Below are 16,427 nucleotides of genomic sequence, written 5' to 3'. Positions count from 1 at the left end.
CTATCTTCCGATGGAATAATACTCCACACCAGCTTCTTTCATATCTTGTACCCCATACAAATTTCTGCCGTCATACACCAACGGCGTTCTCATTAAATTTTTATAAACTTCCGGCTCGATTGCTTTGATTTCTCCCCATTCAGTAAATACAAAACAGACATTCGCACCTTCAAGAGCTTCTTTTATGCTCTCAACATATTTGATACTTCCCTTACCATTTCTACCTTCTGGATACTCCTTAGAAAAATTCACTTTTCCTACAGGATCAAAAGCATAGATTTCTGCTCCCTGATTTAATAACAAAGGTATATTTTCTAGCGAAGCAGCTTCTCTTAAGTCATCGGTCCCAGGTTTAAATGTCAGTCCTAGCACCGCTACTTTTAAACCGTTAAAGGTAATAAGTCTTTTAGATGCTTTTTTAAACAGAATTGTCTTTTGGCTAGTATTGACATCAATAGCTGCTTTAACGGTTTTAAGCTCATATCCATTTTGTCTCGCTAAGTACTCTAGTGCCTTCGTATCCTTAGGAAAACAGCTACCTCCATAACCAATACCTGCATTTAAGAACTTGCTTCCAATGCGTTCATCAAATGACATTCCTCTTGATACATCTTGAATATCTGCTCCTACTAATTCGCAAAGATTAGCAATATCGTTCATGTAAGATATTTTCAGAGCAAGAAAATCGTTAGATGCATATTTGATCATCTCTGCAGATCTCCTTTTAACAGATACAACTGGGATATTAAACGGCTCATAGATTTTCATAAGAATATCTTCTGCCCATTTGCTCTCAGTTCCAATTATGATTCTTGCTGCTTGCAAAGTATCCCTAACAGCTGTACCTTGCGCTAAAAACTCTGGATTAGATGCTACTTCAACTCTGATGTCTCTACCTACTCCATTACCATTACCAACAAGTTTTTCTCCTTCACGAGGTAAAAAATCATGTATAAACTGCTGCACCTTATCATTTGTTCCTACAGGAACAGTAGATTTAACCACAACAAGGCAATCTTTTTCTATTGTTTCTGCTATTTGTCTTGCAACTGTAGCTATGTATGAAAGATTAGCCGATCCATCAGGCTGCTCAGGAGTTCCAACACCGATAAATATCGCATCTGCTTCTTTATAAGCTGACTTATAATCAGTAGTATATTCAAGTCTACCTGCTGCATAATTCTTTTGCATAAGTTCTTCTAAATCCGCTTCATAGATTGGTGACACACCAGATTTCATCAACTCAACTTTGTTTTCATCGATGTCCACACAGATTACTTGATGACCTACTTCGGCGAAACATACGCCTGCTACTAAGCCGACGTAGCCAGTTCCAGCTACTGCAATATTAAACATAGTTAGCCCTCTTTCCCTTATTTATAAGCGTAAAAGGGTGATTTACCCTTAATCTCCCATCAATAAAACATCAATTGCAAAACATTTAATACCTTAGAATCTAAACCACCCTGCTTAAAGTACAGGTATTTATGTCGCAGATCCGTCTGAAGTTCTTGATTGAAAGCCATACTTCACACTAAAGTGTTTTTTTCTGAAACAAGCTCAAGTTCGTGATTAAAACTCACTCTTCGTTTTTAATACTTCACCCATTTTTCATTTTCTTGCTCATCGCTATATTCTTTGATCATTTTTCCCGTTACTACTCCTACTCTTCTACAAAAAATACGGGTGCTCATTAAACAGTGCCCCCAGTACCGCTTCTTTAGTTCCTGAAATTCTTCCTGCGACATCTTCGAAAATCAGTTGCTTTCCTTCAAGGGATTGAGCGCTCGTGGGCAATCCAGTTCCTCAAGTGATTTTTGGAATCTCAGCGGTACAAGTGAATGCTGCAGAAGCTGGATTCACGCAGATTGATGTCGTTCGTCGAATTCTAGAAGAATATCTGTGGCAAATTATCGTCTAGGACTATCAGAAATCCTTGGAGAAGAAGCCTCTTTTCGACATTATTAAGCTTCTTCGTAATTCCTTCTATAACTCGTCACCTTGTTACTTCATAGGTTTGTCCACTTCAGGATCTCTAAATCGAAATTCGAAACACTCAAGTTTATTACAATCCTATTCTCTTATTAATTGTTTAACAATTTTCAATGTATCTGTAATATCTTTTTTCTTAATTACCAAATACAAACTATATGCAACTAAATAGAGGACTGCCCCAATCCACCAGGTTAGAAACCAACCCGTTAATATAAATATTAGAGTGATAGCTATCTCTAGTAATAAATCTTTGTACACTGATACATTGAGTATCCTTGATAAAAACACCTCTGCTAAAGCAGATCGAAAAGCCAATAGTGCAACAATCGATAAAATAGCTAAAGTTAGATCTCCAATCACTAAAGTAAACAATATGGTAAGAGTAATACTTAACATCACAGATACTAGATTAATTTTAAGTATCAACTTTTCTTTACGCAGTGTTTTTAAATAAGTATTTATTAACAACGCCATTTTTCCTTCATAGACACACATTGGAAAAAGAAGTGCCATATACATTAGGCTCTCAGTATATTGAGGTAGCCATACTGATAAAATTATCTTCAACGGATAATAACCAACAAGCAAACCCAATAAAGGAACCATTAAGAATGTCTTCATAGTTGAGTAGATTAATGGGAGTTTATCTTCATTTGTTCGCCTCAAAACTGGAAATATAATTATTCCAACAGCATTAATAAATACCATCAGGAGGTTAGATATGCTCAAGGTTAATGACACTTTACCAAAAGTTTCCATATTCCATTTAAGTTCTATACCAAATCTAACAACGCCTATTATCAACATGCTTGCAATATTGGCGAACATTAGTTTTATTCCTACACCTATATTTTTTGTTGTTTCATTTATCGTAAGATAAAAATAACTGATTCTATTAAACACAATGTCCCTACATGAAACCATCGAATATATAAGCGAGAATAGTTTACCTAGTAAATCAGCAAGGATAATCACCTTATAATCTCTAATTCCAGCAAGCAAAAAGACAATCACTAGAATAATAAACGCAACTCTGTCAGACATTGTGACCCGAGCGTACTCTTTGATTCTATTTGTCGCTTGCAATATATATATGAGCATTATTCTTATATTTACAATAATCATGGATATAGAAACCATTGTTATAATAAAACCTCGGTTTAAATCTGATATAAAGATACTAGTAAAAAAACACATAAAAATCCCAATAAAAATTTGGCTGCTAAATAACATAACAAATTGAGAGAAAAATAATTTTTTATCTAATTCGTTGTACTCATCTCCGCCATATCGCAAATAAATACCATCAGTCCAGCCAAAGTGTAAAAAACCTACATACGAAGCATAAAATAAATACAATTGCCAATACCCATAGTCCTCAACACCTAAAAGTTTGGGAATAACCAAAATACCCAAGGTAGATATAATAAGGGTTATCAAATTCGAAGATATAGTATATGACATGTTTTTGATAAAGCTCATTGCTTTTATATTCAAGTTATCAACTCATTACCTAATAATATTAGTTATTAATCTACTTATTGCATCCTCTAAATACAGAAGCATATACCCTTTATGCATATACATTAAAAGTGAACATTCTGAAACTAATTAAAAATTAAAATAAATATTTTCAGTGAAAAATGGAATAAGCAAAGCTTTTACTGGAGTCTTAATAATTAAATCCACAACAATCCATAATATAACGCTATTCCACACTACAAAAGCGAATATCTTTCTATTTTTAAGACTTATATTTTTTGAGGTTCTTATTTGAGAAAACACAAGATAATTAACTATTAACATATTTCGTGCTAACCGATAAAATGTCAATTGCAACATGAATAGTGGAAAAAATAGAACAGCTAGTAAATTCAGCTTATATACATGTTCTAAAATTTGAGTACCTTCGTTATCATTTGATTTTCTATATAATTTCAAAGCCCATAAAGTTAATAATATTGATGACAATTGAAATACAAAAGGATATAAGAATCCATAATTAGTAGATTGACTCATATACACAACAACTTTATAATTATCTACTGATTTTAATAATTGGGATAAACCAGGTATTTGATTATTATTTAAAAAGATAATTAAACAGAATAATAATGCTGCGGTTGCAATGATCTTTTCTTTTTTACTTTTCACCGAATTATTACTTAGTAGAAATATGAAATAAATTACAAAAGATAAGTGCATAGTTGTAGCTAAGACTAAAAAACAACTAAAAATTATTTTTTTATGTTTAAAATTTGAATATACAAGAATAAACAGACCAATTGCAAAAATAACAAATGCTAAAAAATATCTTAATTGTTCTGAACTTAATATAATCAAATAAGAACTAAACAAAGCAATAACATAATGAGGACTTGGCGCCCACTTTCGTATAGCCCAAAATAAAAAGAACAAAAAAATTCCAATAACAACATTTCGGAATATATAAAAATCCTGAGTAAATACCCCCCCCGCTTTCATCAATAAAATATAGCCAATTTCATAATTTGAATTTAGTCCATTGATGATATTATTGTATTCAAGTTCATTATTTGATAAGTCATTAGATAAACCTGATGTATTTCTATAACCAGACATTAATAGAAAAATAATAATAAAAGATAAAAATATGATAACGTTATTAGTCTTTTTTTCTAAATTATTACGGAGATTTTTACTGGCAAAAACATTCATCAATATTGAAATCCCATAAAATAATATAGCCATTGATTAACCTTCTTTACACTTTTTCAGCTAAATAATTCTCTATCAATTCCAGAAAATTTCTTGGAGAATTTTCGCCTTTATAATTATAATGAACTTCATTTTCTTCAGTTATAAAACTTGTCCTAATTTCATCAACAGATGAAAAGTAATGCATATTTAAAGGGTTATAAAAAGCATTATCTTTCGCATACTTATAATTAGTAATTAGTTTTTTATCGTACATTACAGCTTCCCAGAACCTTAGTGTGCATCCAGTTGTATTAGTATCAAGTATTTCCAATATACACTTTGCAGACATAGTACGACCTAAGTATTCTCTAAATGGCATAGCCGACTTACTATAATATATCCCTTCATCGTTTAGCTCATGTTCTGAATTAATAGACACAACATAAAAAAAACACTTCAATCCTGCATTTGTTAGTTTTTTATAAGCACTCCTAATTTCATTTAACCTATTTCGTGCTGCACCGATAAACAGTACATCTACTTGATCATAAAGAGGTAATTTTCCAATCCATGATTGGGGCATTTTCGAATAATATATGGATGTATATTTCAAATTATATTTCTTCACATCTTGTTGATTATAAGATAGTACTAAATCGAAACTTTCTTTTAAATAATCTATATTTAATGAAGGTATAACATTTAATTTAGATTCAATAGTATCACTAAAATAAAATACAAACTTACTCGTTTTATACCTTTTTTTTAAATACTCGATAAAATTGGGATAATACCATCCTGGTGTAAATACAAAACATAATTCATCCTCATTAACAAAATCATTTTTAAATAACACTTTATTCCAAATCCATTTTAACGGTAAATTAATCTTTGAATTTACTCTATGAGATAAATGAAATTTACAAAGAAAATTAAGAAACTTGAATCTAAATAATCTTTCTCTCTTAACAATTTTCATATTACTTAATTCTTCAATATCCAAGAAAAATAATCTATCTAAATCTTTAAAACTATCATTATAGAATACAAAGTTATACAACTAACAATCTCCCCTTATATTAGTTTATACAACATACTTTATAATCTCTGTTTTATATCGCTTTAAAACTGCTTCTGGCATTTCAATATTAGGTGCCCCTCCTGCTTCATTAACATACTTACCAATTACAGGCTTCTTTTTAGTTGTACCAGACAAAAACCATTCATATTCTATATCTAGATGTCCGATATCAATAGCCTGACTTCCACAATTTCCAATATCATTTGCTAACACTGTGGCTGTAGGTCCTAATGAAATTATAAATAAATTATCTTTTGATATGTACTCTTTTGCATTGCTTAATATTTCATCATATCTTTGAAAAGCATTTTCTGCAGGCGCAATAATCCTTCTAATACTACGTGCATTGCTCAACAAATCATTCCCTACACCAAATCTCGTTTGACTACCTTCAATAATTATTATATTTTCATCTTCCCATATACTCTTCCAATTTTTAAACATATAATCACTTTTTTTATCATTAAGACCATAATAAACTCTTGTTATTAGTGCATCCGCATAATACTTATCAGAACTTAACAATTCCATCCATCTTTTATAATATTTTGCCAAGTGTGTATTCCTTGATTCTCTACGTTTTTGACTATATTGATCCAAAGAACCAAAAAAGTTAGGTATCCCAACAATTATATTCTTATTGTCTGATAATAATATATCCCGCAGTCTATCGCTTAACTCTTTCGAATTTTCCTGATTAAAATATCCTTTTGAATCTCGATATATCCAAGAAATTTCTCCATCACCAAATCTACATAAAGAAACTTTTTTCGATTTCAGCATATCAAATGTATCCTCATTAGAATAAAATTTAATACTTTTAAACTTATTTTTTATGAAGTGAAATTTAAATGAATAAATTCTAGCTATTGGTACAGCTACTGTATAATGATAAGCCTTAATAAAAATGCGCCCAACTGTCGTTCGCGTAAGTTCTTGTTTAATTCTAATAAGCGATGTCATCTTTCCCACCATTTATCCCCTTTTGTATTGGATTATTTATTATAATTTATATAAACACTGAACTTTATACTGTTCGTAAATTTTATTTCGTTTGCTCTCTAGATGCACCAACTCATATTCTTTTGCCTTTTCGAAATTACATTTTGCTATTTCACGTAAATCCGTAGTAACCAGCATTTTTAGTATATCGCAAATCTGATTAATATTTCCATTTCTGAAAACCGTTTTAGTCTGAAGTAACTCTGGTATCCCAGCAGTCGTTGAACCAATAGCTGGACATCCTCTACTTAAGGCTTCTATTAAAGCTCTAGGTAGACCTTCTTGTTTACTTGGCTGAGCATATATATCAATTGAGTCAAGCCATTTAAACACATCACTTCGTAATAATAGCCCCTTAAACCTAACCTTATCTTCCACACCTAACTTTTTCGATATTTTTTTCAAGTAAGAGGTGTCTCCCCCACCAACTAATTCATATTCAAAATTATATCCTTGTTTATTTAGCTCAGATATAGCTCTTATAATATATTCCTGTCCTTTATACCTAACATTTACAGCTGCTACTGTACCTATAATAATTTTGCTATCCTTACTTTTTGTTTTTATTTTATTTATTCGTTGTTCTAAAACAGATTTTTCATTCTTATCCAAGTAAACATTTGATGCTGAAACAGATGGGCAATTGCATGGATAACGCTCTTGCAACCATTTTTCAGTTACATATGACGCGAAAGTAGCATGTTTTACTCCTTTTACTTCATTAAAAAACATATATGGTGCAATTAATTTTCCAATTAATCCATGATTCCAATAAGCATCCCAAGCACAACCACCTACTTCAACCATATATTTCTTTTTCATTTTTCTTGCGAAATGAATAGTTATATCACTTATAACGCTTGGCATTCTTGCAAATATTAAATCAGCTTTTTCGACCTGTTCTCCAATTAACTTTTTATATTTTGGCTTATCTTTCAAGAATCCATGAATAGAATTTAAATTAGGTATTTCAATAAATTGAAGCCCATTTAATTCTACTTTTTGTAAATTAGCTTCTTTATAAGTCTTGTCTAAATGCAATGTACGGATAACAACTATTAATTTATCAACAACTTGAAAATATCGTGAAAACATTTCTGAAGTAATCGTTGTATTGCAATACACACCATTACAATCACGATACATCGGTCCATCAAAACTAAATAACCCAATCATTTTTTTCCCTACCTCTATCAAAACTATTTATTAATACTTCTCCATGTATTCGTATCTTTCTCATATTTCTTAATAACTTTAGCTGGATTTCCAGCAGCAATACTATTCGCAGGAATGCTCTTAGTAACTACAGCATTGGCACCTATAATGCAGCCATCTCCAATAATAACCCCTGGTAATATCGATACATTTTCACCTAACCATACATTGTTACCTATAACAACTTTCTTGTAGTATAAAGGTCGTTTGTTAGGTGGAGTTGTAGGGAGAGATCCGTCCATATTTTCGGTATATTCTCCATGATTAGTATCTGTTATGAAAATCCTAGAGGCCATAAGAACTCCATTACCTATAACCACTTTATTATTAGCTACAATATGGGCATAATCTCCGATCACACAATCGTTCCCTATTATCAACTTATCTTTTACTTTTGTCCCGTTCATTTCAATTCTGCAACTGTACCCCGTAGTAAAACCAGAACCAAAAGTCAAGCAATCTTTTCCTCTTACACGTATAGGAAGGCGTATGAGTCTAGCTTTTCTCCAAAATAACTTGGTGTATATTAACGAAATCCCATTTTTGATAATTTCGCCGAATCCATAATTACCTGCACGTTGCTCTTTCAATTTTCTACCCTCCTATAGATATTCCATAACATTCAATAATCACAATTGGTTTAAGATCTTTCCAAACTTTTGATTAAATGCCTCAATTGAAAACAGATCATTAAAGACTTGCAGAGCGCTATCTCTCATAAGTAAAAGTTCTGGCAAATTAATGTTTACTACTTCTTCGATGACCTCATTCAAATTACCATCCGTAATATTAATACCAACCTGATTTTCTTCAACTAGCTTGGCCGTGTCTCCTTGGATATTATTGAGAATAGGCAGACCGTATTGAAAATAATCAATTGACTTCATTGTCAAACCTACACAGACCGAATTTTTCATCATATTAATACCAAAAGAGCAGATATCAAATATTTCCTTCTTACGTTCTTCATCATATATTTTTCCGTAATATTCAACTTTCACACCAGAAAGTTTGACCCCATCAATAAACTGTTCTCTGTTTTCCCCATCACCAATAATGTGTAAAGTGACCGGTTTAAGTTTATTTATACCACTTAGTAATTTAATAATAGATGGAATGTCTATAATGCTATTAATAGAGCCTAGATAGGAAATATTTATTCCGTTTAGATCTAGATGAGGTTTACTCGTCAAGCTACTATTCTCCTTGGTCAAATAAAGCACTTCAGTATTTAAATCATTTAGTACGTGTTTTAATTTTTCTTGATAAAGCTCACATTCTGTAACTACAACATTCGCTGCTTTTAAATTTCTATCTCTCAGGCTACCCCAAAGCTTAAATGGGATTGTAAGTAGTAATTTAGCTCTATCTGAGGGGAATGTTTCTGGCCATAAATCATATATATCAAATATTATTTTTACTTTTTTATTTTTTCTTTTATATTTCGAGGCGAATTCGGCTAAAAAATTAGGTGGCAACATAATATATAGTAAATCTGGTTTGAGTCTCTCTATTTCTTTGAAAGCTTCTTTAGCAAAGAAGTAATGTGACAAAAGTCTCTGGGCTGATAAATTTTTATAATAGGATTTAACTTTTACTTGGGTTGTATTGGGTCTTTCAAGTAAATATTTAGCTTTATCGATATGATCAAAATCAGATGTGATATAGTGAACGTCATACCCCTCACTGTTTAAGTATTGCTCAACAAACCTAACCCTAGTATTGTAATAATTAAAACAACTAACGCAAACTGCTTTCATTGCAAACCCAACTCTCCATCCACTTCAGTAAATTGTATCGACTGTTTAAAATTTTTCACGCAATAGTTTTCTGTATATCTCGACATACCCTTATCATAGACTAAGTTACCAAATACTTTATTAATCAAACTATATTTTTTCCCTGTAAGACTCAAAAATCTATTAGCTAGTTTCGTTAGTCTGATTTTTTTCCCATGTGCCTCTGCAATAAGTTTAACCATCTCACTAGTCTTAACGTATTCTTTATTTTGAGGAAAAAAAGTACCCTTTTCTTCATTTTCAATCATCAGCCTAATAAATTCACAAAGATTATCTATATGAAGCATGCTTCTTTCATTGTCGATGTCAGGAAATATTGGTAATTTACGTGCGTAGCTTGCCAATTTCGGATAATTCCCTTTAGAGCCCTTACCATAAATCATTGGTGGTCTAATTATCACTACTTTAAAATCATCACTCTCTAGAAGAGAAATACCTTTCTCTGCCTGAAGCTTACTATTACCGTAAAAATTTGATGGCTGAGGTTTCGTATTTTTATCTATTATTCTTTTCTTGTTGATATGGCTACTATCACCATAGACGATAATACTGCTTGTGAAAACAAACTGCTTAACGTGTTCTTTTTTTGCCTTTTCCGCAACTTCAATCGCCAAATCGCGGTTTACTTTATAATATTGCTGTTCCATACTTGGGTCCGTAGATACATGAGCAATTCCAGCAACATGGAGTACTACATCATAAATTGAAAAATCATGTTCCTTCCATTCCGTACCTCTAACCGATAGCTCCACGACTTCGTATTGATCTGGGCATTGTTCCAGCCACTTTATAAAATTTGTACCCACATAACTACCTTTACCAGTTATTAATATCTTTCGTCTACTCATCTTATAAAGTTACTCCTTTAGTAGAAGACACTTCCTGTTTTGTTGTTCCTTCTTTTACACCATCAGACTTCAAAACACTTAGTATCGTCATAAAAAATACCTTTATATCAAACTTAAAAGAAAGACTTGCAACATACTCCCCATCCAGACTCGCCTTCTTCTCAATAGGTAACTCATCTCTACCATTAATCTGAGCCCAGCCAGTCAACCCAGGTTTGATATCATTAGCTCCATATTTATCACGTTCAGCAATCAAATCATATTGATTCCATAATGCAGGGCGAGGTCCCACGATACTCATTTCACCTTTTAGGATATTGATTATCTGAGGTAGTTCGTCCAAGCTAGTTTTTCTTAGAAACTTTCCTACTTTAGTAATGAAGAAGTCAGGATCTTCTAGTAGATGCGTTGGCATATCTTGTGGTGTATCTGTTCGCATCGTTCTGAATTTAAGTATGTAGAATTCCAATTTGTTTTTGCCTAATCTTTTTTGTTTAAATAAAACAGGGCCTTTGGAGGTTATCTTAATTGCAATCGCAATAATTAATAAGACCGGCCATAACACTAGCATTCCGATTAAAGCTAATAGAAAATCAATGGTTTGTTTCACGTAAACATAAGGTCTCATAAATTCACCTGATCCTTTAAGTTACTATTTCTTCATATATGTAGATCATCTCTATGCCAAACGAGCATAGAGATGATATTCTTACTACTCTCTTAATTCGCCATCTTCTCAGCTATATCTTTACCCGCCTGAAGCTGTGACTCAAATTCACTTTTATATTGACTAATAATCTCCGTGCTATAGCCGTTGCTGTTCAGTTTTTGTTCAGTGTCAGCAACTATACTATTGAAGCTAGCAGTAAATGAGGCCAGCTGTTGCAACCCTTTTTCTTTAATGCTTTTCTTACTCGCTTCATCTGTCGCTCCAAGATACTCAAACCCAATACTCATTAATGTCGATTGACTTTGATTTTTAAGCGCCGTAAGCTTAGCTTCTGTGTCACTAGTGATAGTTTCATATGAAACATTTCCAGTTCCTGCAGAACCACCACCTGCTGCACCTGTTGTATCCGTTGGCGCTGGTGTCGCTACTGGAGATGGGTCCTTGCCATTGTCATTGTTTGTCGATCCATTAGTGGTTTGTTCCTGATAACCCTTGGAAACTGCAGTAATGGTCTTCGTCTTCTGATCCCAGCTAATGTTATGACCTACAGATTCCGATAAAAAACGTAGGGGTACATATAAGGAACCATTCAGTATAAAGCTAGATTGGCCTGTAGGCAAAGCCTTGGTTGCACCGTTAAATACATAACTTGCCTTAACTTGATTGAGGGCAATATTCTTCGCTGCTGCTGAAGTACTTTTCCCGTTCGTTGCATTCATTAGGTATTCTTTAATCACAACTAGCTCTGAGCTGCTAGGCTCTGCAACTGTAACTTTAACGTTTTTAGCATCCCAAGCTACACTCTTTTGCAAAGCATATGACATAAAGCGCAATGGAACATACGTTGTATTGTTGTACATGAATACATACTGGCCTGCGGGTGGCTGAATACTCACTCCGTCAAAAATCAAATTCACGTTCATACTTTGCACTTTAATCGTATTAGTTGCAGCCTTAGTCGTTCCACTTGGTACCGCCGCAGCTGCCGATACAGATATAGGTGCGGATGCTGTTAATGGTGCTAAACCAATTGAAGCAATTAAAGTTAGAGCTATGACTGGTAGCGTTGCTTTAAACATGCTTATTCACTTCCCTTTTCTTTCGCTTTTAATTGTTCTTCTTCAGCAATAATTTGGTCACGTGACTTCCCTTGACTAACACCATACTTCTTAGCAATTTGAGAAAGCTCATTGTATTGCTCTTCGGATACTTTACCAAGAATTATGCTACGTGCTTCCCGCTTTTCATCAAGTGTTAAGCCACCCTTTGCCAAATCTTTAAGACGATTAATATCCGATACACTAAGCTGACCAAGCACAATAGAAGCTACATCAGCTTTATCCTTAATCGTTACATTCTCTTGAATTTGCTTAGCTTTATCCGTGGAGACCTGTGCTGTATAACCATCTTTTTGTTCTGATGATGGAGCTTTGGTCGGTTCACTAGTAGTAGAAGCTGTTGTTTCTCCACTAGGTTTATCGTTATTTTCACTACTTTGATTACTACTTCCCTCATCATTTGCTGGTGGAGTAGTAGGTACCGCGGACTCTACAGGATCGACATTACTAACATCAACTGTATCAGTTGTCGCTATTCCTTGGTCCTGACCACCACCAACATTATCCTCAGACTCCAGATCAAAACCATCTACCATTGAATTCATCAGCTTATCGACAGCGTAATTCGCGGCGAATAAGCCGCCAACACCCAGCACTACAATAACTGACAGCGTCCATAAAAGGATCTTTTTCCATCGTTTGTTGAACACTTTATATCCCCCTTTATGAATAGTTAGCTAATAGCAACTTGGGCAACGGGCTGCATTGGTACAATCTGATTGATTATTTCGCGGATAACTTCTGGTTCCTCAGCTAGAACACGTTCCAAACGTTTAAACTCCAGTTCTAACTGGTTCAGACTTATGACATTAGGTTTACCGATAAAGATTCTTCCATGATCAGTAGAACCTAGATTTTCTTCATCTGTAAGCAACTCTTCATATAACTTCTCACCCTCACGAATACCGGAGAAATGAATATCAATGTCCTTATAGGGTTCATATCCAGAGAGCGTAATTAAGTCTTCCGCCAACGTTAGAATCTTAACCGGCTCTCCCATATCCAGAATGAACACTTCTCCGCCTTTGGCGAAAGAACCAGATTGGATGACAAGCTGAACAGCTTCCGGAATCGTCATGAAATAACGCACCATTTCTGGATGAGTCACAGTCACTGGCCCCCCGGCAGCGATCTGCTGCTTAAAGGCTGGAATCACACTACCACGACTGCCAAGAACATTCCCAAAACGCACAGCAGAGAACTTTGTTTGACTTGTGGTGTGCAGGCTCTGCACATACATTTCAGCAATCCGTTTAGTGGCACCCATTACACTGGTTGGGTTAACTGCCTTATCAGAAGAGATCATTACGAATCTCTCGGCACCATATTTATCTGCACAATCCGCAACATTTTTGGTGCCAAAAACATTATTTTTAATGGCTTCCGAAGGATTACGCTCCATTAAAGGAACGTGTTTATGTGCTGCTGCGTGAAAGACCACATGCGGTCTATGGCCACTGAATACATCCATTATCCGACTGCGATCCTGTACATCTGCTATCACGGTTACAATGTTCAACTCCGGAAAACTCTTACGAAGCTCCATTTCAATCGTGTAAATACTGTTCTCACCGTGTCCAAGTAACATTAGCTTGTCCGGACCAAAAGGAGCAATCTGCCGGCATAACTCTGAACCAATAGATCCGCCAGCCCCCGTAACTAACACCGTCTTATGATGTACATAACCTAAAATACTATTTAAATCAGCTACGATCGGCTCACGACCTAATAAATCTTCTACGCTAACATCGCGAAGTTTCTTAACTGATATTTTCCCAGCGATCAGATCATTAAGAGCCGGTATAATCTTAAGCTTTGCTCCAGTCTTTTTGGCAAGATTAATAATCTCAGAAATCTCAGTACGTGAAACAGAGGGCATGGCAATAATAATCTCATGAATTTCTCTTTCTTTCACAATAGCTGGGATAGCATATCGATTACCTAATACAGGAACACCCAATATATACATATGGTATTTATTCGCATTATCATCAATGAAACCGACTAATTTGGTATGTGCAAAAGAGGGTCCCATCATTTCCCGAGCAATTAATAACCCACAATCACCAGCACCTACAATTAGTGTATGGGTCTTAGTGTCTTTGTAATTGATTCGATCATTATGAAGTACTCTCCACAAAAATCGGACTCCACCTACTAATAAAAGAATAGTCTCCATCGACCGAACTTCTATGGCAAGAGGTACTCTATCCGGCAAAATTAGATATGCCAGTGCAAATGAAAATAAAGACCCTACTACAATAGCTTTAGAAACCGATATAATTTCACCGATGCTGGCATATTGCCACATTCTTCGGTAAAGACCGAAGTATATAAGGCTTCCACCAAATGCAAATGTTGCAATCAAACCAAATTGCAGCATCTGTACAACGTATTCCTGAAGAGCATGGTTAGGGTACCGAAACAAATAAGATGTCACAATACTGAACCAAATGATCGCAAGATCAATGAAGAATAAAAGAATCACTCTAGATTTCGCTGTCATTTTCAGTGCCTCCAAAAATAACATTTTTAATTATGAATAAATCAATTTCCATAGTAGTAGTAATAGTACCCTTCACTAGCTTTACGTTTTACATTATTGAGAACAACGCCGAGCATTTTTGCACCTACACGATCTAGATTAGCTTTAGCTTTTACTGCGATATCGCGTTTTACCTTACCATAGCTGACAACCATAATAACGCCATCACTCTTCGAGGCCACAATTTGTGCATCCGTAACCGCTAATAATGGTGGAGTATCAATAAGAATGACATCATACCGCTGACGCAAGTCCTGTAAAAGAGTGCTCATCCGATTAGATGCCATCATTTCCGCCGGGTTGGGCGGGATTGGTCCAGAGGTCATGATTGAAAGATTATTAACACCGGAGTCTTGGACAGTGTCCTCAAGAACTGCCTGTTGAGACAGTAGGGAGGATAAACCAAAACGGTTGCTTAGTGTAAAAGTCTTATGTGCCGTCGGCTTCCGCAAATCGGCGTCAATCAACAATACTCTTTTATCTGCTTGTGCATAAGCTGCCGCCAGGTTAGCAGATACCGTAGATTTACCTTCTTCCGGTCCGGATGAAGTGACCATAATCACTTGAATGGTCTGATCTACAGAAGAAAAATCAATATTCGTGCGCAATGCGCGAAACGCTTCAGAGACAGGAGAGCGTGGGTTCGTAACGGTGATCAGATGGCGTTGTTTATTTGGAAGCTGTGACATGTTCGAGGTCCCCCGCCTTTCTGGATGATTGTTTCTGTGTTTGTGCGGCACCTTGTTTGCTTTCATCTTGACCCAATCTTGTAATCATAGCTATGGTAGGCAATCCAAGATACTTCTCAATATCTGCTTCTGTCTTCAGGGTGTCATCCATATATTCCAGCAGGAAGGCAATCCCTAATCCAATCATCAAAGATACGATAAAAGCAATAGCCATGTTCAGTAAAACATTTGGTTCTACCGGCCGTGGCTCAACAGTTGGATTCACTTTAGCTTCATTCAGAATCGATACATTTTCCACATTAAATAGACTTGGAATTTCTTCCTTGAACACAAGTGAAATGGCATTCACGATTTCAGCAGCCCGCTGATAAGAATTATCTCGAACGACAAGTGTCATCACCTGCGTATTATTTACGGAACTCACATTAACCTTTTTTAATAGCTCTTCCGCAGTAATATTGAATTGCGGATAATCCTTTGTAACAATATCAAGGATGGCCGGAGTCTTAATAATTTCCTTATACGTATTAATTAATTGAATATTGGTATTAATCTGGTTTAAATCAAGCTGCCCCACCGCTGACTGCGTCGGTGTTTGGTTAACGATAATCTTCGTGGATGCCTCATATACCGGGTTTTTAATATACAGACTATATACACCAGCAATACCGCACACCAATACAACTATGCTGAAAATGAGCCATAGTCTCTTCCTGACGATCTGAAAATAATCGCGAAGATCCAATTCTTGTGATGACAAGTGAAATTACCCCCAAGCTATTTCTG

General features: G+C 34.8%; 16 protein-coding genes. 1 reads left to right on the top strand and 15 read right to left on the bottom strand.

From position 1 onward, the window contains the following. Positions 1-1,356, bottom strand: coding sequence for a UDP-glucose dehydrogenase family protein (locus tag MHH49_RS16070; RefSeq protein ID WP_341138277.1), 1,356 nt, complete (start codon positions 1,354-1,356; stop codon positions 1-3). Between the two features lie 433 nt (positions 1,357-1,789). Here MHH49_RS16070 and MHH49_RS16065 point away from each other — a divergent pair, with 433 nt between their 5' ends. Continuing rightward, entirely contained in the window at positions 1,790-1,921 is a 132-nt protein-coding gene (locus MHH49_RS16065) for a hypothetical protein (protein WP_341138276.1), read from the top strand. A 152-nt stretch (positions 1,922-2,073) separates the two neighbouring features. Here MHH49_RS16065 and MHH49_RS16060 read toward each other — a convergent pair whose 3' ends face one another. The 14 genes from MHH49_RS16060 to MHH49_RS15995 all read right to left on the bottom strand — a co-directional run bounded on the left by MHH49_RS16060 (position 2,074) and on the right by MHH49_RS15995 (position 16,401). Beyond that, the gene (locus tag MHH49_RS16060; RefSeq protein ID WP_341138275.1) at positions 2,074-3,492 is read right to left on the bottom strand and encodes a hypothetical protein; all 1,419 of its coding nucleotides are present in this window, start codon (positions 3,490-3,492) and stop codon (positions 2,074-2,076) included. Between the two features lie 114 nt (positions 3,493-3,606). Next, complete coding sequence (locus MHH49_RS16055) at positions 3,607-4,725, bottom strand: EpsG family protein (RefSeq protein ID WP_341138274.1); 1,119 nt, start codon at positions 4,723-4,725, stop codon at positions 3,607-3,609. Between the two features lie 13 nt (positions 4,726-4,738). Then, positions 4,739-5,734 (bottom strand): hypothetical protein, encoded by a 996-nt coding sequence (locus MHH49_RS16050; RefSeq protein ID WP_341138273.1) that lies wholly within the window; start codon positions 5,732-5,734, stop codon positions 4,739-4,741. 24 nt (positions 5,735-5,758) lie between these two features. Then, entirely contained in the window at positions 5,759-6,718 is a 960-nt protein-coding gene (locus MHH49_RS16045) for a GT-D fold domain-containing glycosyltransferase (RefSeq protein WP_341138272.1), read from the bottom strand. A gap of 39 nt (positions 6,719-6,757) precedes the next feature. Then, positions 6,758-7,933 carry a glycosyltransferase gene (locus MHH49_RS16040; RefSeq protein ID WP_341138271.1) on the bottom strand — a complete coding sequence of 392 codons (1,176 nt, stop codon included), beginning with the start codon at positions 7,931-7,933 and terminating at the stop codon, positions 6,758-6,760. A 23-nt stretch (positions 7,934-7,956) separates the two neighbouring features. Beyond that, entirely contained in the window at positions 7,957-8,562 is a 606-nt protein-coding gene (locus MHH49_RS16035; protein WP_341138270.1) for a DapH/DapD/GlmU-related protein, read from the bottom strand. A gap of 39 nt (positions 8,563-8,601) precedes the next feature. Continuing rightward, the gene (locus MHH49_RS16030; RefSeq protein WP_341138269.1) at positions 8,602-9,732 is read right to left on the bottom strand and encodes a hypothetical protein; all 1,131 of its coding nucleotides are present in this window, start codon (positions 9,730-9,732) and stop codon (positions 8,602-8,604) included. Next, positions 9,729-10,619, bottom strand: coding sequence for an NAD-dependent epimerase/dehydratase family protein (locus tag MHH49_RS16025; protein WP_341138268.1), 891 nt, complete (start codon positions 10,617-10,619; stop codon positions 9,729-9,731). Before MHH49_RS16025 ends, MHH49_RS16030 begins: the two co-directional genes overlap by 4 nt. A 1-nt stretch (position 10,620) precedes the next feature. Next, positions 10,621-11,247: a sugar transferase gene (locus tag MHH49_RS16020; RefSeq protein ID WP_341138267.1), complete on the bottom strand. Its 627-nt coding sequence runs from the start codon at positions 11,245-11,247 to the stop codon at positions 10,621-10,623. 92 nt (positions 11,248-11,339) lie between these two features. After that, a complete protein-coding gene (locus MHH49_RS16015; protein WP_341138266.1) occupies positions 11,340-12,368 on the bottom strand; it encodes a stalk domain-containing protein in 1,029 nt (342 codons plus the stop codon). A gap of 2 nt (positions 12,369-12,370) precedes the next feature. Next, positions 12,371-13,057 (bottom strand): hypothetical protein, encoded by a 687-nt coding sequence (locus MHH49_RS16010; RefSeq protein ID WP_341042948.1) that lies wholly within the window; start codon positions 13,055-13,057, stop codon positions 12,371-12,373. 23 nt (positions 13,058-13,080) lie between these two features. Then, entirely contained in the window at positions 13,081-14,913 is a 1,833-nt protein-coding gene (locus MHH49_RS16005; RefSeq protein WP_076274667.1) for a polysaccharide biosynthesis protein, read from the bottom strand. A gap of 41 nt (positions 14,914-14,954) precedes the next feature. Continuing rightward, the gene (locus MHH49_RS16000; RefSeq protein WP_036685074.1) at positions 14,955-15,641 is read right to left on the bottom strand and encodes a CpsD/CapB family tyrosine-protein kinase; all 687 of its coding nucleotides are present in this window, start codon (positions 15,639-15,641) and stop codon (positions 14,955-14,957) included. Beyond that, on the bottom strand, positions 15,622-16,401 hold the full coding sequence (locus MHH49_RS15995) for a YveK family protein (protein WP_036685072.1): 780 nt from the start codon (positions 16,399-16,401) through the stop codon (positions 15,622-15,624). Before MHH49_RS15995 ends, MHH49_RS16000 begins: the two co-directional genes overlap by 20 nt. Between the last annotated feature and the right edge of the window lie 26 nt (positions 16,402-16,427).

This window comes from Paenibacillus sp. FSL F4-0122 (genome assembly GCF_038002845.1).
Lineage (GTDB): Bacteria > Bacillota > Bacilli > Paenibacillales > Paenibacillaceae > Paenibacillus_AQ > Paenibacillus_AQ odorifer.
This window is presented reverse-complemented; position numbering and strand designations above follow the sequence as displayed.